Below are 19,263 nucleotides of genomic sequence, written 5' to 3'. Positions count from 1 at the left end.
ATGGCGGCCCCACTCGACCGTATCCGCGTCGGTTCCGCCCCGGACTCCTGGGGCGTCTGGTTCCCCGACGACCCGGTGCAGGTGCCGTGGGACCGCTTCCTGGACGAGGTCGCCGAGGCGGGCTACTCCTGGATCGAGCTGGGGCCGTACGGCTATCTGCCGACCGACCCGGCCCGGCTGACCGACGAGATCGCCCGGCGCGACCTCAAGGTCTCGGCGGGCACGGTCTTCACCGGGCTGCACCGCGGACCCTCGGTATGGGAGTCGACCTGGGAGCACGTCAGCCAGGTCGCCGCGCTCACCCAGGCCATGGGGGCACGGCATCTCGTCGTCATCCCGTCCTTCTGGCGCGACGACAAGACCGCCGAGATCCTCGAGCCGCCGGAGCTGACCCACGAGCAGTGGGCGCACCTGACCAAGGGCATGGAGCGGCTCGGTCACGAGGTGAAGGAGGCGTACGGCCTGGACATCGTCGTCCACCCGCACGCCGACACCCACCTCGACACCGAGGACCACGTCGAGCACTTCCTGGACTCGACGGACTCCGAGCTCGTCAACCTCTGTCTGGACACCGGGCACTACGCCTACTGCGGCGGCGACAGCGTCAAGCTCATCGAGACGTACGGCGAGCGCATCGGCTATCTGCACCTCAAGCAGGTCGACCCGGAGATCCTCGCGGACGTCGTCTCGAACGAGGTGCCGTTCGGCCCGGCCGTCCAGCGCGGAGTGATGTGCGAACCGCCGTCCGGCGTACCCGAGTTGGAGCCGGTCCTGGTGGCGGCGCAGAAGCTCGGCGTGGAGCTGTTCGCCATCGTCGAGCAGGACATGTACCCGTGCGAGCCGGACAGGCCACTGCCGATCGCGGTGCGCACCCGTAAGTTCCTGAGGTCCTGCGGCGCCTGAAGGGATGACCATGACCGAGCGAGCCACCCTGGGCGTCGCCGTCATCGGCACCGGCAAGATGGGCGCCGACCACGTCCGCCGTATCCATGAGGTCGTCAGCGGCGCCCGGGTGAGTGCCGTCGTGGACGTCGACGCGGAACGGGCCAAGGCGATCGCCGCCCGCGTCGACGGCTGCACCGCCTACACCGACCCGGCCTCCGCGATGGCGGCGGCCGATGTCGACGCCGTCCTGATCGCCTCGCCGGGCCCCGCCCACGAGGCGGCACTCCTCCAGGCCTTCGAGCACGATCTGCCGGTGCTGTGCGAGAAGCCGCTCACCCCCGACGCGGCCTCCGCACTGCGGGTCGTGGAGGCCGAGCAAGGACTGGGCCGCAGACGCGCCCAGGTGGGCTTCATGCGGCGCTACGACACCGAGTACATGAAGCTCAAGTCCCTGCTGGAGACAGGCCAGTTGGGACGGCCCCTCATGCTGCACAACCGGCACCGCAACGCCGCGAGCCCGCCCTTCTTCACCAGCTCCATGCTGATCAGCGACTCCGTGGCCCACGAGACCGACGTGACCCGCTGGCTGCTGGGGCACGAGATCACCGCGGTCACGGTCCTGCGCCCGACGCCGTCCGCGAACGCCCCCGACGACCTCCAGGACCCGCAGTTCGTCGTCTTCGAGACCGACGGCGGCGCCCTCGCCGACGTCGAGATCTTCGTCAACTGCGGCTTCGGCTACCAGGTCCAGGCCGAGGCGGTCTGCGAACGCGGCACCGCCCGCATCGGCGACGGCCACGCCATGGTCACCAACATGGCAGGACGCTGGGGCGGCACCATCGCCCAGGACTTCGTCGAACGCTTCGCCGACGCCTACGACCGTGAGGTCCAGGCCTGGGTCGACGCCACCCGCCGCGGCGAGGTCACCGGCCCCAGCGTGTGGGACGGCTACGCGGCGGCCGCGGTGTGCGAGGCGGGCGTGCGGTCGCTGAACGAGGGCGGCCGGATGACCGTGGAACTCGTGGAACGGCCCGCCCTGTACGGCTGACTTCACGCCGTACAGGGGGAGTTCGGCGAAGTTCCCCCGTGCTCGCTACGTACTCCGTGAATCGCGGCATCGGCGTGACCCCCTGTGCGACCATGGCGCGGCTGTCCTCGGCGGGGCGGCGAGGGGGTGTGCATGGGACTCGTACGGATACTGCTGCCGTTGCCGCGTGCGGCGGCCAAATGGGCGCCGGAGAAGGGCGGGCCGCTGCTGGGGGCCGCGCTGTCGTACTGCGTCACGCCTTCCTGGGCGGGGCTGCCGCCGCCGTCGCCCGCGCGACGGCTGGCCTGGGCCGAGGAGGCGGTCGAGGTCTACCGCGGGACGGCCGACACGGAGGGGCTGAGCCGGGCCCTGGCGCTGCGTGCCCACGCGTTGCTGCTGTCCGGCCGCTTCGAGGAGGCGTGCACGGCAGCGACCGCCGTACCGGACGAGGCGTCCCGGGCACTGACCGCCTTCGTCGGGGACGTGCGGGCGCAGGCGCTCGCGGGCCTCGGCCGGACCGAGGAGGCCGTGTCGGTGGCACAGGCGTCCGTGGCGGCGTACCGCCGCCCGTCCGCCCCCGACCGCAGGGACCGGGCGCTCGGCAGCCTGCCCGGCGCGTTGCGGACGTACGGGATGCTGCTCGCCGCGGTCGGCCGCAGCGAGGAGTCCGTGGCCGTCTACGAGGAGTGTGCCGCGCTCCTCGCCGCCATGTCGCTCCGCGAACTGGCGCATGTCGAGCTGGTGCGTCCGCAGGTGCTCGCCGAACTGGTCGGTGTACTGAGGGTGTTGGGGCGGTACGGGGACGCGCTGGGTGTGGGCCCCGAGGCCCGGGAGGCGCTGCGGGGGCCCCTCGCGTGGGCCGCCCCCGAGATCGTTCTGCCGTTGCGGGTACGGCTCCTGATCGATCTCGCCCGCTGCCACACCGCCACCGGGGAACCGGCCGAGGCCCGCGCCTGTGCCGTGGCGGCGGTGGCCGAGGCCCGCAAGCCCCACGGCGCGGGCGAGTTGACCTCGGCACTGGACTGCCTGGCCGAGCTGCGCGACGGCTAGGACACGCGCGGCCGCGGCTCGAACCCGGCCGCCCGGTAGGCGGCGTCGATCAGCGTCATCGTCGTCAACGCGTCGTCCGCGTCCAGCGGCAGCGGGGCGCCCCCGCGCACCCGGTCCGCGAACGCCTCCAGCTGGTAGGTGTACGACGACCGCGTGCCGAGCCGCTCGGTGCGCTCCCTGTCTCCGGTGCGCACCACGACCCGGTCGTCCGTGTGCGGCAGCACGAAGTTCGGCGCGAAGACCTCGCCCCGCGAACCGGTGATCCGGCAGCTCATCTCCAGCCTGTCGTACGCCATGTGGCAGCGCGCCGACCCGGTCGCGCCGCCGGGGAAGGCCAGGTCGGCGTCGAGCCACTCGTCGACGCCGGGCGCCCCCGCCCTCTGCCCGCCCCGCGCGGAGACCAGCCGCGGTGCGCCGCCCGCCCACGGGGCCAGCATGCGCAGCGCGTGCAGGCTGTAGCAGCCGAGGTCCATCACCGCGCCGCCGGCCAGTGGCAGCGACCAGCGCGGGTCGGTGTCCGGCGGCGCCGGGATCGCGACCATGGCCTCGACGTGCCGCAGCTCGCCGATCTCACCGCTCGCGAGGACTTCGTGCAGCCGCCGGGTGACCGGGTGGAAGAGGTAGTGGAAGGCCTCCATGAAGACCGTGCCGGCCTTCGCGGCCGCCTCCCGCACCTCCGCGGCCTCCTCGGCGTTGCTCGCCGACGGCTTCTCGCTCAGGACGTGCTTGCCCGCGGCGAGCGCCGCGAGGTTCCACGGCCCGTGCAGACCGTTGGCGAGCGGGTTGTAGACGACCTCGACCTCGGGGTCGGCGATCAGCTCGCTGTACGACCCCGCCACCCGCTCCACACCGTGCTCGGCCGCGTAGCCCTCGGCGCGGGACCGGTCCCGCGCGGCCACCGCGACGACCCGGTGACCGGTGGCCCGGGCCGGGCCGATCAGTGAGGCCCCGCTGATCCGCGCGGCTCCCAGTATTCCGATGCGCAGCGGTTCGCTCATGTCCGCGGTTCCTCCTCGATGGCGGCAGGACGGGGATCCTGCCGGATCAGTGTGCGCCAGTGTCCCGGGGCCAGGGGCACCCCGGGACGCGGGCGGCGACTCAGGCGGAGCGGACCTCGGCGATCGTCACCGGGCGGTGCTCGTGCAGCGACAAGGTGCACGCCTCGGCGATCCAGCCGGCCTCCAGGGCGTCCGCGATCGTGCACGGCGAGGGCCGGGTGCCGGCCACGACCTCGGTGAACGCGGTGAGTTCGGCGCGGTAGGCGGCCGTGAAGCGGTCCATGAAGAAGTCGTGCGGGGTGCCCGCCGGGAAGGTCACACCGGGCTCGACCGAGCGCAGCGGGAGCTTGTCCTCCAGGCCGACGGCGATGGAGTCCGCGAAGCCGTGGATCTCCATGCGGACGTCGTAACCACGGGCGTTGTGACGGGAGTTGGAGATCACCGCGAGCGTGCCGTCGTCGAGGGTGAGGATCGCGCCGGTGGTGTCGGCGTCGCCCGCCTCCTTGATGTACTCGGCGCCCCGGTTGCCGCCGACGGCGTACACCTCGACGACCTCGCGGCCGGTCACCCAGCGGATGATGTCGAAGTCGTGCACCGAGCAGTCCCTGAAGATGCCCCCAGAGGCGGCGATGTACGCGGCCGGCGGCGGGGCCGGGTCCAGCGTGGTCGAGCGCACGGTGTGCAGCTTGCCCAGCTCGCCGCTCTGCACGGCGGCCCGGGCGTTGACGAAACCGGTGTCGAAGCGGCGGTTGTAGCCGATCTGGATCGGGACGGCGCTGCCCTCGACGGCCCGGAGGACCTCGACGCCCTCGCTCATGTGCTTGGCGACGGGCTTCTCGCAGAAGACGGGGATGCCGGCCTCGACGCCGGCCAGGATCAGCTTGGGGTGGGCGTCCGTCGCCGCCGCGACCACGATGCCGTCCACGCCGGCGGCCAGCAGGGCCTCGGGCGAGTCCACGACCTCGCCGCCGAAGCGCTCCGCGGCGGACTTGGCGGCCTCCGCGAAGGGGTCGGTGAGCACGAGCGACTCGACGGCGTCGAGTCCGGAGAGGGTCTCGGCGTGGAAGGCGCCGATGCGGCCGAGGCCGAGGATTCCGATGCGCATGGGGGTGCAGCTCCTTGAGGGTGTTTCTTGCGAGCGGTGTTTCTCAAGTGGGCGAAGCGGTCAGTCGAGGCCGCCGAGGACGTTCTGGTCCCAGTCGATCACCGAACCGGTCACCACGCCCGACCGGTCGGACAGCAGGAGGACCACGAAGTCGGCGATCTCGTCGGGCTGGCCGAGCTTGCCCATGGGGAGCTTCGCGGCGGCCTCCTCACGCCAGTCGTCGCCGGCGCCGTGGAAGGTCTTCTGGGTGGCGTCCTCGCCCTCGGTGGCCGTCCAGCCGATGTTGAGGCCGTTGATCCGGACCCGGTCCCAGCGGTGGGCGTGTGCGGCGTTGCGGGTGAGGCCGATCAGGCCGGCCTTCGCGGCGACGTAGGGCGCGAGGAACGGCTGCCCGCCGTGTGCCGAGGACGTGATGATGTTGACGACCGTGCCGGGCGCCTTGCGTCCGACCATGTCCGCCACCGCCGCCTGCATGGCGAAGAAGGGCGCCTTGAGGTTGATCGCGATGTGCTGGTCGAACAGCTCGGGAGTGGTGTCGAGGAGTGTGCCCCGGGAGGTGAGTCCGGCGGAGTTCACCAGGCAGTCGACCCGGCCGTACGCCTCGACGACCCGGGTGACGGACGCCCTGGCCTGCTCGGCGTCGGCGAGGTCGGCGCGGACGAACAGCGCCTTGCCGCCGGCCGCTTCCAGCTCCGCCACCAGTGCCGCACCGGGCTCGGGGCGGCGGCCGGTCACGGCCACGACCGCACCCTCGCGGACGGCGGCCCGGGCGATGGCGGCACCGACGCCCTGGCTGCCGCCGTTGACGAGGACGACCTTGTCGTCGAGAAGTCCCATGAATGTGCCAGTACCTTTCGGCTTGTGCAGCGCTGATTCAGCTCGTACGCCGGTCGGCGCCCGCGCGCAGCTCGTCCCTGAGTGTCCGTGGGGTCCAGCCCTCGGCGAGCGCCCGTCGTACGAGGTCCGCCTGGGAGGGCGGGGCGAGTCCGTCGACCGGTGGGTCGCTGTCGAGATTGGTGGGGAAGGGGTAGCCCTCGGCGCTCGCGGCGATCACGTTGTCCAGCCACTGTGCGTCGGCGCCGTCCTGCTTGCGGCGCAGCAGCGCCGGGTAGACGGCGTTCGACACCGCCTCCCGGTCCACGGTCTCCATGGCACGCCCGAAGGCCGAGGACACCTGCAGGAGATTGGCCATGCGCCGCACGCCGGTGGTGCGGTTGGTCCCGGCCGCGTGGAACAGCGCCGGGTTGAAGAAGACGGCGTCGCCCTTCGCCAGCGGCAGCTGGACGTGGTGCTTCTTGAAGTACGCCTGGAACTCCGGCCGCCGCCATGCCAGATAGCCGGGCTCGAACATCTGTGAGAACGGCAGGTACAGCGTCGGTCCCGACTCCACCGGCATGTCGCAGTGCGCGACCGCGCCCTGGAGCGTGAGCACGGGGGAGAGACGGTGTACGTGCGCCGGATAGGCCGCGGCGACCTCGTCGGAGAGGAAACCGAGGTGGTAGTCGCGGTGCGCGGTCTGCGCGAGGCCGCCCGGGTTGACCACGTTGACCTGCGAGGTGACCTGGTATCCGGGGCCGAGCCAGGCCTCGGACACCAGGGCGATGACCGGGTTGGCGTAGTAGTCGGCGAACGCCGAGGGGTCGTACAGCGCCGCCTTCTCCAGCGCGTTCCACACCCGCTCGTTGGCACCGGGCTTCGCGAAGTGGTCGCCCGCGGTCGTGCCCGCCGCGTACTGCTCGCGGATCAGCGAGTCGAAGACCTCGGTGAACCGGTCGACGACCGCGAGGTCGGGGAACGCCCCCTGGAAGACCACGACCCCGGGGCCGTCGGTCAGGGCCCGCACCAGCTCCTCCTGCAGCTCCCTGCGGTCCTTGGCGCCGCGGACGTGCTCGGCGTCGTACAGCAGGACGTTGCGTTCGACCCCGGAGGCGTGCGGGTGGTCGGCGGGGTCGGCCGTCCGCTCGACGAGCGCGCGGAACGAGTCGAGGTCGCAGTCCTGCTCGGACAGCCAGGCGCGGCGGTGTACGGCGGTGAAGGACATCGGCGTCCTCTCGGTGACAGGGGCGACTCAGCGCTGTCATTCTTGTCATGACAAAGGCGTCGAACAACCAGCAGGCAGCCATCAAAAACCCCTCAAGGAGCAGACGCGTGGGTCACCCGTACCCGATCCGGGAAATCGCACGTCAGGCGGGGCTGAGCGAGGCCACCGTCGACCGGGTCCTGAACGGCAGGGGAGGGGTCCGGGAGAACACCGCCCGCGAGGTCCGCCAGGCGATCACCGATCTGGACCGGCAGCGCACCCAGGTCCGGCTGGTCGGGCGCACGTTCATGATCGACATAGTGATGCAGACGCCGGAACGCTTTTCCACGGCCGTCCGCGCGGCCCTGGAGGCCGAGCTGCCCGCGCTGCATCCCGCCGTCCTGCGCTCCCGTTTCCACTTCCGCGAGACGGGCCCCGGCGCGGAGCTGACGAAGACCCTCGACCGGATAGCCCGCCGGGGCTCCCAGGGCGTGATCCTCAAGGCTCCCGACGTCCCCGAGGTCACGGCCGCGGTCGGCCGGCTCGCGGAGGCGGGCATCCCCGTGGTCACCCTGGTCACCGACCTGCCCTCCACGGCCCGCCTCGCTTACGTGGGCATCGACAACCGGGCGGCGGGAGCGACCGCCGCCTACCTCATGGGCCAGTGGCTCGGCGACCGCCCCGGCAACGTTCTCACCAGCCTCAGCAGCGGCTTCTTCCGTAACGAGGAGGAGCGCGAGATGGGGTTCCGCAGCGCGATGCGCACCCGGCACCCGCAACGCGCGGTGGTGGAGATCGCCGAGGGACAGGGCCTGGACGCCACGCAGTACGACCTCGTCCGGGCCGCTCTGGAGCGGGATCCAAAGATCCGGGCGGTCTACTCCATCGGAGGCGGCAACATCGCCACGCTCAGGGCCTTCGAGGACCTGGGCAGGGAGTGCGCGGTGTTCGTGGCCCACGATCTGGACCACGACAACGACCGGCTGCTGCGGGAACACCGCCTGTCGGCGGTCCTCCATCACGATCTGCGGCAGGACATGCGGGAGGCGTGCCACATCGTGATGCGGGCGCACGGGGCGCTGCCGCCGGCGGGGCCGACGACGCCTTCGGCGATACAGGTGGTGACGCCGTACAACATGCCGTACTAGGTCGCTGTCCCACCGCGGGTCCGGTCCGGCTGTTCGCCGGGGAAGACGATCCCGCACCGTCTCCTGATCTCATCCATCACCCGCAGCGTGGCGACCGACTCGGGGAGCGGTCGCAGCGGCGTCTCGACGAGGCCGGCCCGGATGCAGCGGGCCGCCTCGGCGGCCTCGAAGTGCAGGCCGTCGTGGCCCGTACGGGGTTCGGTGTACGTCAGTGGAGGGCCCCCTCCGGCCGGGCCGAACACCACGTCACCGGGCTGGTAGAAGGGCCCCGGCAGCTGGAGGGTTCCCTCGGTCCCCGCGATCACCGCCGTGCTCGGAGTGTCACTGAACAGCGTGGTGTGAACGACGGCCCGCCCGTCCAGGACGGCACCGATCTGTCCGTTCACCCCCGAGGGGTGCGCCTGCCCCGAAGCCTGCACATTCTCCGCGGGGCCCAGCACCCAGGTGGCCAGCGACAGTGGGTAGGTACCGAGATCGAGCAGTGGTCCACCGGCGAGATCGGCACGGAGGATGCGATGACCCCCGGCGGGGTCGAAGTACTCACCCAGGTCGGCCAGCACGGAGCGCACCTCGCCGAGCATCCCGGAGTCGAGCACCTGCCGTACGACATCGAAGCGCGGCAGGAAGAACGTCCACAACGCCTCGGCACAGAACAGCCCACGTGAGGCGGCGAGTTCGGCGATCTCCGCCCCCTGCGCCGCGTTCAGGCCGAGCGGCTTCTCGACCAGGACGTGCTTGCCCGCCTCCAACGCCAGTCGCGCACAGGCGAGATGGGCGGTGTGCTCGGTGGCGACGTACACGACATCGACGTCGGCGGCGGCCACCAGCTCCTCGTACGAGCCGTATCCGCGGGTGATCCCGTGCCGTGCGGCGAACGCCTCCGCCCGGGCGGCATCGCGCGAGGCCACGGCGGTGAACCGCTGCCGCGTGTGCCGCTGTACCGAACCGATGAACCGCTCCGCGATCCAACCCGTTCCGAGGACACCCCAGTTGAGGGCGGGCGCGGCCATGGGGTCGGGGGTGCGGGGCGCGGGAAGTGTCGTCACGGCACGCCTCACACGGCCGGTACGGACACGGGCACGGTCCGGCCCGCGTCGCGCATCGACGCGATCATCGCCTCGGCGACCGCGGACGCGGTCAGCCCCGCACGCGCGGACGCCAGCGGCGAGGGCCGTCCGGCGTCGACCGAGTCGATCCACGCCTGCAGCTCCAGCCGGTAGGCCTCGGCGAACCGGGGCCGCCAGTCGGCCGGATATCCGGTGGACCGGTTCCGTTCCAGAGAACTCACGACCAGCGCGGGATCGGCCAGCCGCAGCGCGCCCCGCGCGCCGGCGATCTCGCAGCGGACCTCGTACCCGTAGCGGGCGTTGAGGAAGGTCTCGAGGGTGGTGAGCGTGCCGTCGGCGGTGTGCAGGAGCATCACCTGGGGGTCGCGCAGACCGGGAGCGGACTCGCCCTCGGGCGCGTGCCACGACACCGCGGTGACGGGTGAGTCCAGCAGCCACGGCACGACGTCGAACTCGTGGATCGACGACCCGGTGACGCTGAACTCGCTGACCGCGCCCGGTGCCGAGGTCACACCCCGGCTCACACAGTGCACCACCCTGGGCCGACCGCACCGGCCCTCTCCCAGCGCGGCCTTCAGCGCGACGTACGCCGGGTCGAACCGCCGCATGAACCCCACCGACACGAGCCCGCCGCCCGCCTTGTGGTCCTCACGCACGACCTCGACGCACTCGGCGACCGTCGGCGCCAGCGGCTTCTCGCACAGCACCGGCTTCCCGGCGCGCACGGCGGCCACGGTCAGCTCGGCGTGGGTGGAGTCGTGCGAGGCGACCACGACGGCGTCCACCCGGGAATCGGCGATCAGTGCCGACGCGTCGGGGCTGACGAGCGCCCCCGGCACACCGGACGCGACGGCCCTCGCTCGCGCCCCGTCGACATCCGCCACCGCCACGACCTCGGCCGACGACACGAACCCGTGCAGCAGCCGCACATGATCGGCACCCATCACCCCGGCCCCGATCACCCCCACGCGGACCGTCATGCCGACACCTCCACCCAGGCACGGCTTTCCGCGGACCGGGACATGGCGTCCAGTACGGCGGCGCTGTGCACGGCGTCCTCCAAAGTGGCCCCGTACGACGTGCCCTCGGCGACCGAACGCAGGAAGCGGTACGCCTCCACGACCTTCAGGTCGTCATAGCCCATGGCGTTGGCCGCGCCCGGCTGGAAGGCGCCGAACTCGCCGTCGCCCGGGCCGACATGCACCGTGCTGACGGGCTGGTCCTGATAGCCGGTGCCGCGGCTGATGCCCAGCTCACCCATGCGGCGGAAGTCCCAGAACACCGCGCCCTTCGTGCCGTGCACCTCGAAGCCGTAGTTGTTCTGCTCGCCGACCGAGACCCGGCAGGCCTCCAGGACGCCCCGGGCACCGGAGGTGAAGCGCAGCAGGCAGTTGACGTAGTCCTCGTTCTCGACGGGGCCGAGCTCTCCGGTCGCCAGGGTGTGCCCGGCGGTGGCCCCGGTGGGGCGGGCGCGCTCGGGCACGAAGATCGCGGTGTCGGCCGTGAGGGAAGCGATGTCGCCGAGGAGGAAGCGGGCCAGGTCGGCGCCGTGCGAGGCGAGGTCTCCGAGCACTCCGCTGCCGCCGCGTTCACGCTCGTAACGCCAGGTCAGGGCGCCCTGCGGGTGGGCCGCGTAGTCGCTGAAGAGCCGGACGCGGACATGGGTGACCGTGCCGATCTCCCCGGAGGCGATCAGCTCGCGTGCGGTCTCGACGGCGGGTGCGTTGCGGTAGTTGAAGCCGACCGCGCTCCGCACGCCGGTCCGGGCCGCCGCGTCGGCCACCGCGCGGGCGTCCTCGGCGGTGAGGCCGACCGGCTTCTCGATCCAGATGTGTTTGCCGGCCTCGGCCATCGCGACGCCGATCTCGCGGTGCAGGAAGTTGGGCGCGGTGATGCTGACGGCCTGGACGCGCGGGTCGGCGGCGACCTCGCGCCAGTCGCGGGTCGCCGAGGCGAACCCGAACTGCGCGGCGGCCTCCTCGGCCCGTCCCGGCCCGTCCTCGGCGACGGTCACGAGTTCGGCGCGCAGCGGGAGTGCGGGGTAGTGGTGCGGGACACGGGCGTAGGCCTGGGAGTGCACCCGCCCCATCCAGCCGAATCCGACGACGGCGACACCGAGCGTATCGACCATGGGGGAGCACCTCTTTGGACCGGTCCATTTCCTATCCAGGTCACCTTGAGTGCCGCCTTCCCTGGCTGTCAACCCTTTGACAAGCCACACGGCCGCATGGAACGGTCCATGCCATGAGACCGCCGACGATCCGTGATGTGGCCGACCGGGCCGGTGTCTCGAAGTCGCTGGTCTCACTCGTGCTGCGCGGCTCCGACCAGGTGCGCCCGGAGAAGCGGGAGGCCGTGCTGCGGGCCGTGCGCGAGCTCGGCTACCGTCCGAACGCCGCCGCCCGCAGCCTCAGCGAGCAGCGCACCCGCACGGTCGGGGTCCTGCTGAACGACCTGCGCAACCCCTGGTTCGTGGACCTGCTCGACGGTCTGAACTCCCTGCTCCACGACAACGGCCTGCGTATGCTCCTGGCCGACGCCCGTCTCAACCGCCGTACCGGACAGGATCCGGCCGGTCCCTTCCTGGACCTCGGGGTGGACGGTCTGATCGTGGTCGGCACGCTGCCCGACCCCGCCGCGCTCGGGGCGGTGGCCGAGCGGCTCCCGGTGGTCGTGGCGGGTGCGCGCGAGCCCAGCCTGCCGGGGGTGGACGTCGTCGCCAACGACGACGAGCGCGGCGCCCGCCTGGTCACCGAGCACCTGATCGGCCTCGGACACCGCCGCGTCGCGCACATCGCGGGGTACGGGGCGGTCGGCGAGCTGCGCCGGCACAGCTTCGAGGCGACGATGCGGGCGCACGGCCTCGCGGAGGAGTCGGTCGTCGAGGCGAGTGACATGACCGAGGAGGGCGGCTACCGCACGACGGTCCGGCTGCTGAGCCGCCCCGACCGGCCGACGGCCGTCTTCGCCTTCAACGACATCGCCGCGATCGGCGCGGTGTCGGCCGCGGAGGAACTCGGCCTGAGCGTGCCGCGCGACCTGTCCGTCGTCGGCTACGACAACACGAGCATCGCCCGGCTCCGCCATGTCTGGCTCACCACCGTCGACAACGCCAGTCACGAGGTCGGCCGCCGGGCCGCGCGGTGCCTGCTCGACCGGTTCGAGGGGCGTGGGGGAGAGGGGCGCACGGATCTTGCCGCGCCGGTGCTGGAGATCCGGGGGACGACGGCGGGCCCGCTCACAGGTTGATCGCGTACGCCTTCCGCAGTGTCTCGTGCACGGTCCACGTCGTACGGTCGCCCTCACGCAGTACGGCCATGTCGCCCGGCCCCACCTTCAGCGTCGGCCCGCCCTCGACCTCGATCGTCGCCGACCCGCTGATCACGACGAACAGCTCGTCCGCCTCCGTGTCGGTGACGACTCCGGGCGTGATCTGCCAGATGCCGCGGAGCTGCCGTCCGTCCTCCGACTCCCAGACCACCTTTCCGGTCACCTCGGGCGTCCCCGAGACGATCTGCTCCCGCGCGAGAGGCTCGGATTCGAGCTCGGTGTCGGGGATGTGGAGTACGAAGCTGTGGTCCATGCTGCGACCCTAGCGAGGTCGTTCCCGGCCCGTGGGCCGACAGTGTGTGGAGTGTCGGCGCAGGTGGGAAGACACTCCGTCGCGAACTGGCGGCACCTCCTGAATGCCTGAGCGGTCATCGTCCCGCGATCGGGCCCGGCCTCGCCGCCGCCGAGTGGCCGCGGCCCCCGTAAACGCCAGGCGGCCGCCGCCCCCACCACGGAGCGACGGCCGGTCAGCCCGGTACCGGACCCGGGCTCACGCCTTGGCGCCGACCTCCGTCGGCCTCGTCGGTCCGTCGGTCGGGGGCTGCGGGGTGGCGGGCCGCCGGTGCGGGATGAAGGTCGCTACGGCGAAGGCGAGCAGCGCCGCCCCCGCCCCGATCGCCATGACGACCTTGAAGCCGTTTTCCGAGGGCAGCGCGGTGCCGCCGAAGTCGGTGGTCATCCGGGCGAGGATCACCCCGGCGAGAGCGCTGGCGAAGGAGGTGCCCAGGGACCGCATCAAGGTGTTGAGGCTGTTCGCGGCGCCCGTCTGGGTGGGGTCCACGGCACCCATGATCAGGGCGGGCAGCGCGCCGTAGGTGAAGCCGATGCCGGCGCCGATGACGCAGGAGACCAGGACGAGGTGCCAGACCTCGGACATCAGGACGATATTGAGCCCGTAACCGGCGGCCACGATCAGCGCGCCGATCATCAGCGTGACCTTGGGACCCTTGGTCTTGGTGACCCCCGCGGAGACGGCGGACATGGCCATCATCACCAGGCCCTGCGGGGCCAGCACCAGGCCGACGGTCAGCATGGACCTGCCGAGGCCGTAGCCGGTCTGCTCGGGCAGCTGGAGCAGCTGCGGGAGCACCAGGGACATCGCGAACATCGAGAAGCCGAGCGCGATCGAGGCGAGGTTGGTGAACAGCACCTGCGGCTTGGCGGTGGTCCGGAGGTCGACCAGCGGCTGCGGGCTGCGCAGTTCCCACCAGCCCCAGGACAGCAGGATCACGACCGCGGCGGCGCCGAGACCGAGCGTGGTGCCGCTCGTCCAGCCCCAGTCACCGCCCTTGGAGACGGTCAGCAGCAGCGAGACCAGACCGGCCGACAGACCCAGCGAACCGACGAGGTCGAACCGGCCCCCGGCGCGCAGCTTGGACTCGGGCACGATCAGCAGGACGAGGACGAAGGTGACGGCACCGAGAGCGGCCGAGACCCAGAACAGGATGTGCCAGTTCCAGTTGTCGGCGATGAACGCGGCGGCGGGCAGCCCCAGCGCGCCACCGACACCGAGCGAGGCGCTCATCAACGCGGTGGACCCGGCCAGCCGGTCGGCCGGCAGCGCGTCCCGCATGATGCTGATGCCGAGCGGCACGACCGCGGCGGCCAGACCCTGCAGAGCACGTCCGACGATCATCGGGACGAGGGAGTCGGCGAGGCCGCAGACCAGCGAACCGGAGACCAGCAGCACGATGCTGAGCAGCAGCATCCGGCGCTTGCCGAACATGTCGCCGAGCCGCCCGACGACCGGCGTGGCCACGGCTGCCGCGAGCAGCGTCGCGGTGACCGCCCAGGCGGTGTCGGAGGGCTCCGCGTTCAGCAGCTTGGGCAGCTCGGGAACGATCGGGATGACCAGGGTCTGCATCAGCGAGACGACGATTCCGGCCAGGGCCAGGACCGCCACCACGGCGTTCGGCTTCGGCGGGGCTGACGACCCCGCTTCGGCGGGTCGGGCAAGGGCGTCGGACATGGCGGGGCCTCCGGTCGGGAACCATGGGGATTGCTTGACTCACTCAAGTGAATCGCAATTGATTGACTTAAGCAAGTTCAATCGGGGTGGGCTGGACGACACGGCTCAGACGGCCGCTTCCTCCGCGTGACATTCCGGGTGATACGGCAACTCGACGGCGACCTCGAAGCCGCCCTGCACGAGGTGGCCCGAACGGATCCGGCCCCCCGCGGAACGGGCCCGCTCACGCATGCCGATCAGGCCGTAACCGCCGCCGGGGGAGGGGGAGTCGGTGTACACGGGGCCGTCGTTGACGACGGACACGAGGAGGTCGTGGGCCCGGTAGGCGAGCCGTACCTCCGCCGTGTCGACGGCCGCGTGCTTGGTGACGTTGGTGAGGGCTTCCTGGACGATGCGGTACGCCGTGAGGTCGGTACCGGCGGACACAGGCCTCACCGTTCCTTCGGTGGTGACGGCCACCGTGAGCCCGGCGTGCCGGAAGGAGGCGGCGAGTTCGGGCAGATGGGCGAGCCCGGGGGTGCGCTCCGGTGTCCTGTCGGAGTCGGTCGCACGGTCGGCGTCGTGTCTCAACAGGCCCACGGTGGACTTGAGTTCGCGCAGTGCCGACGAGGTGGTGGCGGCCAGCTCGACGGCGATCCTCCCGGCCTCGCCGGGTCGCGCGGGCAGCATACGGCTGACCGTGCCGGCCTGGATGTTGGCCAGGAGCAGGTGATGGGCCACCACGTCGTGCAGATCGCGGGCGATGCGCATGCGCTCGGCCGTGACCCGGTGCCGCGTCTCCTCCTCCCGGGTGCGTTCCGCGTGCTCGGCACGGGTCTGCACGGCCTCCAGGTAGGCGCCGCGGAGCCGGGTCGTGGTGCCGAGGGCGACGGGCAGCAGCAGCCAGGCGGCGGGCCCGAGCAGATTGAGAACCAGTGGTTCGTCACCGGGTCCGGCCATGAGAGCCACCGAGATCAGGCAGACGATGCTCGCGAGGGCGAAGGTGTGGGCGGTCCTGCGGTCCGTGCGCAGGGCCAGGTAGTAGAGGGCGGTCATGAGAGGGCCGAGCAGCAGGACGGTGAGGATGTAGCCCAAGGCGGACACGGCGGTCGCGCACACCATGGCCACGGCCGTCGTGCCTCGGGGACGGTTCCGGCGGCACAGCAGTGCGACGGACGCCAGGCCGGTGAGCAGGACACCGGGCCACCAGGCGACCGCGGGGTCGCTGCCCGGCAGGGTGACGAGGCTCCCGGGGAAGGAGCAGGCGAAGAGACCGAGGGGCAGTGCCGCGTCGCAGAGGCGTGGGCGGCGGCGGAAGAGGTTGTCGATCATGGGGGTCGGAGTCCCTGTCCGATGCCGTGCACGGCATGGTGGGGCACATTCAGAGGTGTGATGCTTCGCCGAAGGTGACGACGACCTTCTCCGCGGCCCCGGGAGTCAGCGCGAGCTCGAACGCACGGCCGACCTCGGAGAACGGCACCCGGTGACTGATCAGCTTCGCGAACCGCTCCCGGTGCTCCACCAGCTCCGCCGTGACCTCGAAGATCTCCGTCGGATACCCCTGCGACGCGATGAGGGTGAGCTCACTGCGCAGCATGCCGCCGAGATCCACCTCGCCCATCTTCTGTACGGCGACCATGACGAGCTTGGCGTGCCACTTGGCGTTGGCGATCACGGAGTCGAAGACCGCCGGCGCTCCCGCGGCGTCGATGTAGACGTCGGTGCCGACCCGTGGTTGTCCGAGCGCGTTCGCGGCCTCGCCGTGCAGCTCCTTCAGCCGGCCCGTGAGGTCCTCCGTGGCGGAGTCGACGACCGCGTCGGCGCCGACCGCCAGCGCGGTCTCCAGGCGCTCGGGGATGACGTCGACCACGGTCACGTGTTCCACACCGCCCAGCTTCAGCCAGATCGTGGCGCCCAGACCGATCGGTCCGGCGCCGAACACGACCACCTTGTCCGTGGGCTTCGCCCCGGAGCGGTTGACGGCGTGCCGGGCGACCGCCATCGGCTCGTTGAGGGCGGCGACGTCGAAGGGCATGTCGTCGGGGAAGACGGCGACGTTCGTGCCGACCTCGGCGTTCTCGATGAGCAAGTACTCGTCCATACCGCCGAGTTCGCCACCGCAGCCGATGATGCCGGTGGGTGCGCCCTGCGGGTTGACGACGACCCGGTTGCCGACCGCGAGACCTCTCACCTCGGCGCCCACCTCGACGATCTCACCGGCCGGCTCGTGGCCGAGCGGGATGGCCCGCGTCGCTCCGTCCGCACCGGAGGGCATGCCGCCCAGGTGCAGGAAGAAGGTGTCCGTGCCGCAGATCCCGCAGGCCCGGATCCGCACGAGGGCGTCCTTGGGGCCGGGTACGGGCCGCTCGACGTCCACCACGTCGACCTTGTCCTTGGCGGCGTGGACGGACTTCATCGTGGCCATGGGTGTCTCACTTTCTGGAGGGCACTGAGGGGTGCCCGACTGGGGGTGTCATCTTGCTTGACTTAGGCAAGCACATGCGAGTTACTTAAGTCAAGCAATCAATTGAAGGTGGCGTCATGCCCGCACAGCACCCCGCGTCGGCAGCAGGTGTGTCGGCGAACGTGGTCGAGATCGAGTACGTCCTCAGCCGGATGACCTACGTGGCAGGGAGAGCCCGTCAGCACGAGCGGCTGATGGCGGCTGCCGGGCTCGACCTGGACCGGGCCGCCGTGACCATTTTGCGGAACATCGCGGCGAGCGACCCGGTGCGCCCGGGCGTGCTGGCGGTCCGGCTGTCCGTGGAGGCCTCCCATGTCACCCGACAGCTGCGGCAGCTGGAGCGGATCGGGTACGTGGTGCGGGTCGCCGATCCGGACGACCGCCGGGCCCAGCTCGTGCAACTCACGGGCGCGGGTCTCGCGGCGGTCGAGCGCATAAGGGAGGCGAGCCGCCGGGGCGTCGAGCTGGCCCTTGCCGACTGGACCCCCGACGAGCTGGAGCGGTTCGCCACGCTCTTCCGCCGGCTGGTCCAGGACTTCGTCGCCCACACCGAGACCCCGCTCGACCTCCCCGCCCGAGCCCGTCGATGACGTTCACGTACGCGGCGGGACCGTTCACGGGGCTCCCGGATCGAGACCGAACTGCTCGCCACCGCCCTGGCATTGGCCGGCTGCCGGCTCGGCACGTCGCACACCGGCACCGAGGGGTGACCGCGGGCTTGGATCGAGGTGAACACACAGGCCCGCAGAGGTGGTTCGCCGCCGTGAACCGGGCGGCCGCAGAGACCGCCCGAGACTTCACCCACGCGCGAGGCCGTCCCGGGTCTCTCGCGACGCGAGGATGCCGATCGCGTTCGCCGACCGGCCGTCGTGCGCAGGGCGCCGGCCGACCGGCGGTTCGAGACGGCGATCGTCGGGCTGGAGCGGCGGCTGTGCGCGATGGCCGCCGACGATGCCCTGGTGATCTGCTCCGAGCGCGGTGTCATCGGCACCGGATTCGCCGAGGTGCGGCCTCGCCACCTGCCCGGCGGACTTGTCGAAGTCGATCCCGCGGAGCTGTACGACTCGGTGATCGAGGCGGGTTCGCGGGCGCTGGCGGAGTGCCGGTGAACCCGTGGTCGCGCTGGGCCTCGCGAACCAGGGCGAGACCGTGCTGGCGTGGGACCCGGTGACGGGCCGCCCGTCGCCGGTCGGTGCGGCCGGCCGACCTCACCGGGCGCACCCTGCTCGTGGACCGCCGTACCGGGACCACGACCCCGCACCTGTGGGCCGAGGGGGACCGTCCCGCCGTACGGGAGACGCGGGACGTGGACGACTGGCTCACCGTGATCGCCCGGTGTCGTCTACCGGCCGGTGCGGGACGCCGAGCGATCGCCGTGCGGCCGGCCCGGTGGCGGGACGATCCCACCCGGCGAGCCCAGGCCGGGGTGTGCGCGACGAACATCATGTGCGCGATACGGCAGACAAAATTGTTGACAATCTTGTCTGGCTAGATTTAGGTTCGACAAGCACTCACTCAGGGAGGGCAACGATGCCGAAAGAAGCCCGTCCGAGCACCGGGGAGCAGGCCAAACAGCATGCGCTCGCGCAGCTGCGGCAGGCGATCCTGCACGGCGAGATGGCACCGGCGCAGCGGCTGGTGGAGAACGAGCTCGCCGAGCAGTTCGGTGTGACACGGGCCAGCATCCGGGCGGCGCTCATCGATCTGGAGGCCCAGGGACTCGTCGAGCGGATCCGCAACCGGGGTTCCCGGGTACGGGTCGTGACCGTCGAGGAGGCGGTCGCCATCACCGAGTGCCGCATGGTCCTCGAAGGACTGTGCGCGGCCAAGGCGGCGACCCTGGCCAGTGACGAGCAGCTCGCCGAGCTGACCGAACTGGGCACGGCGATGACCAAGGCCGTGGCCGACGGTGAGCCGATGACCTACTCCGAGCTCAACCAGGAGCTCCACGCCAGGGTGCGGGAGTTCTCGGGCCAGCGGACCGCCGTGGATCTGCTGGAGCGGCTGAATGCCCAACTGGTGCGCCACCGCTTCCAGTTGGCGCTTCGGCCGGGACGCCCGCAGCACTCCCTGAACGAGCATCTGGCGATGATCGAGGCGATCAGGGCCAGGGACCCGCAGGCGGCAGAGAAGGCCGTCCGCGCCCACCTCACCAGCGTGATCGAGGCGCTGCGCGACTGAGCCGCGCGAGGCGGGCGCGAACCTGTCCACTTCAAGGAGA

At 71.5% G+C, this 19,263-nt stretch carries 18 protein-coding genes and 3 pseudogenes; 10 read left to right on the top strand and 11 right to left on the bottom strand.

The genetic code is table 11. The features are described 5' to 3' along the window. The 3 genes from M2157_RS08490 (at position 1) to M2157_RS08480 (ending at position 2,962) form a co-directional block, all read left to right on the top strand. Positions 1 to 903, top strand: coding sequence for a sugar phosphate isomerase/epimerase (locus tag M2157_RS08490; protein ID WP_280861213.1), 903 nt, complete (start codon positions 1 to 3; stop codon positions 901 to 903). A gap of 10 nt (positions 904 to 913) precedes the next feature. Continuing rightward, on the top strand, positions 914 to 1,933 hold the full coding sequence (locus M2157_RS08485) for a Gfo/Idh/MocA family oxidoreductase (RefSeq protein ID WP_280864906.1): 1,020 nt from the start codon (positions 914 to 916) through the stop codon (positions 1,931 to 1,933). A gap of 132 nt (positions 1,934 to 2,065) precedes the next feature. After that, positions 2,066 to 2,962, top strand: coding sequence for a hypothetical protein (locus tag M2157_RS08480; RefSeq protein ID WP_280864905.1), 897 nt, complete (start codon positions 2,066 to 2,068; stop codon positions 2,960 to 2,962). On the opposite strand, the gene M2157_RS08475 is transcribed toward M2157_RS08480, so the two are convergent. The 4 genes from M2157_RS08475 to M2157_RS08460 all read right to left on the bottom strand — a co-directional run bounded on the left by M2157_RS08475 (position 2,959) and on the right by M2157_RS08460 (position 7,106). Continuing rightward, entirely contained in the window at positions 2,959 to 3,960 is a 1,002-nt protein-coding gene (locus tag M2157_RS08475) for a Gfo/Idh/MocA family oxidoreductase (protein ID WP_280861210.1), read from the bottom strand. The genes M2157_RS08480 and M2157_RS08475 overlap by 4 nt on opposite strands. Before the next feature lie 100 nt (positions 3,961 to 4,060). Beyond that, positions 4,061 to 5,065, bottom strand: a complete 1,005-nt coding sequence (locus M2157_RS08470) for a Gfo/Idh/MocA family oxidoreductase (protein WP_280864904.1) — start codon at positions 5,063 to 5,065, stop codon at positions 4,061 to 4,063. Positions 5,066 to 5,125: 60 nt separating this feature from the next. Next, positions 5,126 to 5,902, bottom strand: coding sequence for an SDR family oxidoreductase (locus tag M2157_RS08465; protein WP_266511042.1), 777 nt, complete (start codon positions 5,900 to 5,902; stop codon positions 5,126 to 5,128). Between the two features lie 37 nt (positions 5,903 to 5,939). Continuing rightward, positions 5,940 to 7,106: a phytanoyl-CoA dioxygenase family protein gene (locus tag M2157_RS08460; RefSeq protein ID WP_280864903.1), complete on the bottom strand. Its 1,167-nt coding sequence runs from the start codon at positions 7,104 to 7,106 to the stop codon at positions 5,940 to 5,942. A gap of 107 nt (positions 7,107 to 7,213) precedes the next feature. On the opposite strand from M2157_RS08460, the gene M2157_RS08455 reads away from it, so the two are divergent. Next, complete coding sequence (locus M2157_RS08455; RefSeq protein WP_280861207.1) at positions 7,214 to 8,233, top strand: LacI family DNA-binding transcriptional regulator; 1,020 nt, start codon at positions 7,214 to 7,216, stop codon at positions 8,231 to 8,233. On the opposite strand, the gene M2157_RS08450 is transcribed toward M2157_RS08455, so the two are convergent. From M2157_RS08450 to M2157_RS08440, 3 genes are read right to left on the bottom strand one after another with little or no spacing between them, the layout of a single operon-like run. Continuing rightward, a complete protein-coding gene (locus M2157_RS08450) occupies positions 8,230 to 9,279 on the bottom strand; it encodes a Gfo/Idh/MocA family oxidoreductase (RefSeq protein WP_280861206.1) in 1,050 nt (349 codons plus the stop codon). The genes M2157_RS08455 and M2157_RS08450 overlap by 4 nt on opposite strands. A gap of 8 nt (positions 9,280 to 9,287) precedes the next feature. Next, complete coding sequence (locus M2157_RS08445; protein WP_280864902.1) at positions 9,288 to 10,280, bottom strand: Gfo/Idh/MocA family oxidoreductase; 993 nt, start codon at positions 10,278 to 10,280, stop codon at positions 9,288 to 9,290. After that, positions 10,277 to 11,431: a Gfo/Idh/MocA family oxidoreductase gene (locus M2157_RS08440; protein ID WP_280864901.1), complete on the bottom strand. Its 1,155-nt coding sequence runs from the start codon at positions 11,429 to 11,431 to the stop codon at positions 10,277 to 10,279. The genes M2157_RS08445 and M2157_RS08440 overlap by 4 nt, the downstream gene beginning before the upstream one ends. 113 nt (positions 11,432 to 11,544) lie before the next feature. On the opposite strand from M2157_RS08440, the gene M2157_RS08435 reads away from it, so the two are divergent. Beyond that, the gene (locus tag M2157_RS08435; protein WP_280864900.1) at positions 11,545 to 12,549 is read left to right on the top strand and encodes a LacI family DNA-binding transcriptional regulator; all 1,005 of its coding nucleotides are present in this window, start codon (positions 11,545 to 11,547) and stop codon (positions 12,547 to 12,549) included. On the opposite strand, the gene M2157_RS08430 is transcribed toward M2157_RS08435, so the two are convergent. The 4 genes from M2157_RS08430 to M2157_RS08415 all read right to left on the bottom strand — a co-directional run bounded on the left by M2157_RS08430 (position 12,539) and on the right by M2157_RS08415 (position 17,003). Then, a complete protein-coding gene (locus M2157_RS08430; protein ID WP_280861202.1) occupies positions 12,539 to 12,883 on the bottom strand; it encodes a cupin domain-containing protein in 345 nt (114 codons plus the stop codon). The genes M2157_RS08435 and M2157_RS08430 overlap by 11 nt on opposite strands. A 237-nt stretch (positions 12,884 to 13,120) precedes the next feature. After that, a complete protein-coding gene (locus tag M2157_RS08425) occupies positions 13,121 to 14,599 on the bottom strand; it encodes an MFS transporter (RefSeq protein ID WP_280861200.1) in 1,479 nt (492 codons plus the stop codon). A 105-nt stretch (positions 14,600 to 14,704) separates the two neighbouring features. Further along, positions 14,705 to 15,910 carry a histidine kinase gene (locus tag M2157_RS08420; RefSeq protein WP_280861199.1) on the bottom strand — a complete coding sequence of 402 codons (1,206 nt, stop codon included), beginning with the start codon at positions 15,908 to 15,910 and terminating at the stop codon, positions 14,705 to 14,707. A gap of 49 nt (positions 15,911 to 15,959) precedes the next feature. Then, positions 15,960 to 17,003 carry a zinc-binding dehydrogenase gene (locus tag M2157_RS08415; protein WP_280861198.1) on the bottom strand — a complete coding sequence of 348 codons (1,044 nt, stop codon included), beginning with the start codon at positions 17,001 to 17,003 and terminating at the stop codon, positions 15,960 to 15,962. A 116-nt stretch (positions 17,004 to 17,119) separates the two neighbouring features. Here M2157_RS08415 and M2157_RS08410 point away from each other — a divergent pair, with 116 nt between their 5' ends. The 5 genes and pseudogenes from M2157_RS08410 to M2157_RS08390 all read left to right on the top strand — a co-directional run bounded on the left by M2157_RS08410 (position 17,120) and on the right by M2157_RS08390 (position 19,223). Then, positions 17,120 to 17,632 (top strand): MarR family transcriptional regulator, encoded by a 513-nt coding sequence (locus M2157_RS08410; RefSeq protein ID WP_280864899.1) that lies wholly within the window; start codon positions 17,120 to 17,122, stop codon positions 17,630 to 17,632. Between the two features lie 273 nt (positions 17,633 to 17,905). Beyond that, positions 17,906 to 18,001 (top strand): annotated as a pseudogene (locus tag M2157_RS08405) (LysR family transcriptional regulator); the annotation flags it as partial. Next, positions 17,981 to 18,224, top strand: a pseudogene (locus tag M2157_RS08400) (carbohydrate kinase); the annotation flags it as partial. The pseudogenes M2157_RS08405 and M2157_RS08400, both read left to right, overlap by 21 nt. Further along, positions 18,220 to 18,534: pseudogene (locus M2157_RS08395) on the top strand (hypothetical protein); the annotation flags it as partial. The pseudogenes M2157_RS08400 and M2157_RS08395, both read left to right, overlap by 5 nt. Before the next feature lie 38 nt (positions 18,535 to 18,572). Then, complete coding sequence (locus tag M2157_RS08390; protein ID WP_069761104.1) at positions 18,573 to 19,223, top strand: GntR family transcriptional regulator; 651 nt, start codon at positions 18,573 to 18,575, stop codon at positions 19,221 to 19,223. Positions 19,224 to 19,263: the final 40 nt, after the last annotated feature.

This window comes from Streptomyces sp. SAI-127 (assembly GCF_029894425.1).
GTDB lineage: Bacteria > Actinomycetota > Actinomycetes > Streptomycetales > Streptomycetaceae > Streptomyces.
Note: the sequence above shows the minus strand (reverse complement) of the source record. Positions and strands in the feature narration are given on the sequence as shown.

Coding starts and splice junctions, on each gene's coding strand:
- M2157_RS08490 (WP_280861213.1), top strand. CDS start 1: ATGGCGGCCCCACTCGACCGTATCCGCGTCGGTTCCGCCCCGGACTCC.
- M2157_RS08485 (WP_280864906.1), top strand. CDS start 914: ATGACCGAGCGAGCCACCCTGGGCGTCGCCGTCATCGGCACCGGCAAG.
- M2157_RS08480 (WP_280864905.1), top strand. CDS start 2,066: ATGGGACTCGTACGGATACTGCTGCCGTTGCCGCGTGCGGCGGCCAAA.
- M2157_RS08475 (WP_280861210.1), bottom strand. CDS start 3,960: ATGAGCGAACCGCTGCGCATCGGAATACTGGGAGCCGCGCGGATCAGC.
- M2157_RS08470 (WP_280864904.1), bottom strand. CDS start 5,065: ATGCGCATCGGAATCCTCGGCCTCGGCCGCATCGGCGCCTTCCACGCC.
- M2157_RS08465 (WP_266511042.1), bottom strand. CDS start 5,902: ATGGGACTTCTCGACGACAAGGTCGTCCTCGTCAACGGCGGCAGCCAG.
- M2157_RS08460 (WP_280864903.1), bottom strand. CDS start 7,106: ATGTCCTTCACCGCCGTACACCGCCGCGCCTGGCTGTCCGAGCAGGAC.
- M2157_RS08445 (WP_280864902.1), bottom strand. CDS start 10,280: ATGACGGTCCGCGTGGGGGTGATCGGGGCCGGGGTGATGGGTGCCGAT.
- M2157_RS08440 (WP_280864901.1), bottom strand. CDS start 11,431: ATGGTCGATACGCTCGGTGTCGCCGTCGTCGGATTCGGCTGGATGGGG.
- M2157_RS08435 (WP_280864900.1), top strand. CDS start 11,545: ATGAGACCGCCGACGATCCGTGATGTGGCCGACCGGGCCGGTGTCTCG.
- M2157_RS08430 (WP_280861202.1), bottom strand. CDS start 12,883: ATGGACCACAGCTTCGTACTCCACATCCCCGACACCGAGCTCGAATCC.
- M2157_RS08425 (WP_280861200.1), bottom strand. CDS start 14,599: ATGTCCGACGCCCTTGCCCGACCCGCCGAAGCGGGGTCGTCAGCCCCG.
- M2157_RS08420 (WP_280861199.1), bottom strand. CDS start 15,910: ATGATCGACAACCTCTTCCGCCGCCGCCCACGCCTCTGCGACGCGGCA.
- M2157_RS08415 (WP_280861198.1), bottom strand. CDS start 17,003: ATGGCCACGATGAAGTCCGTCCACGCCGCCAAGGACAAGGTCGACGTG.
- M2157_RS08410 (WP_280864899.1), top strand. CDS start 17,120: ATGCCCGCACAGCACCCCGCGTCGGCAGCAGGTGTGTCGGCGAACGTG.
- M2157_RS08390 (WP_069761104.1), top strand. CDS start 18,573: ATGCCGAAAGAAGCCCGTCCGAGCACCGGGGAGCAGGCCAAACAGCAT.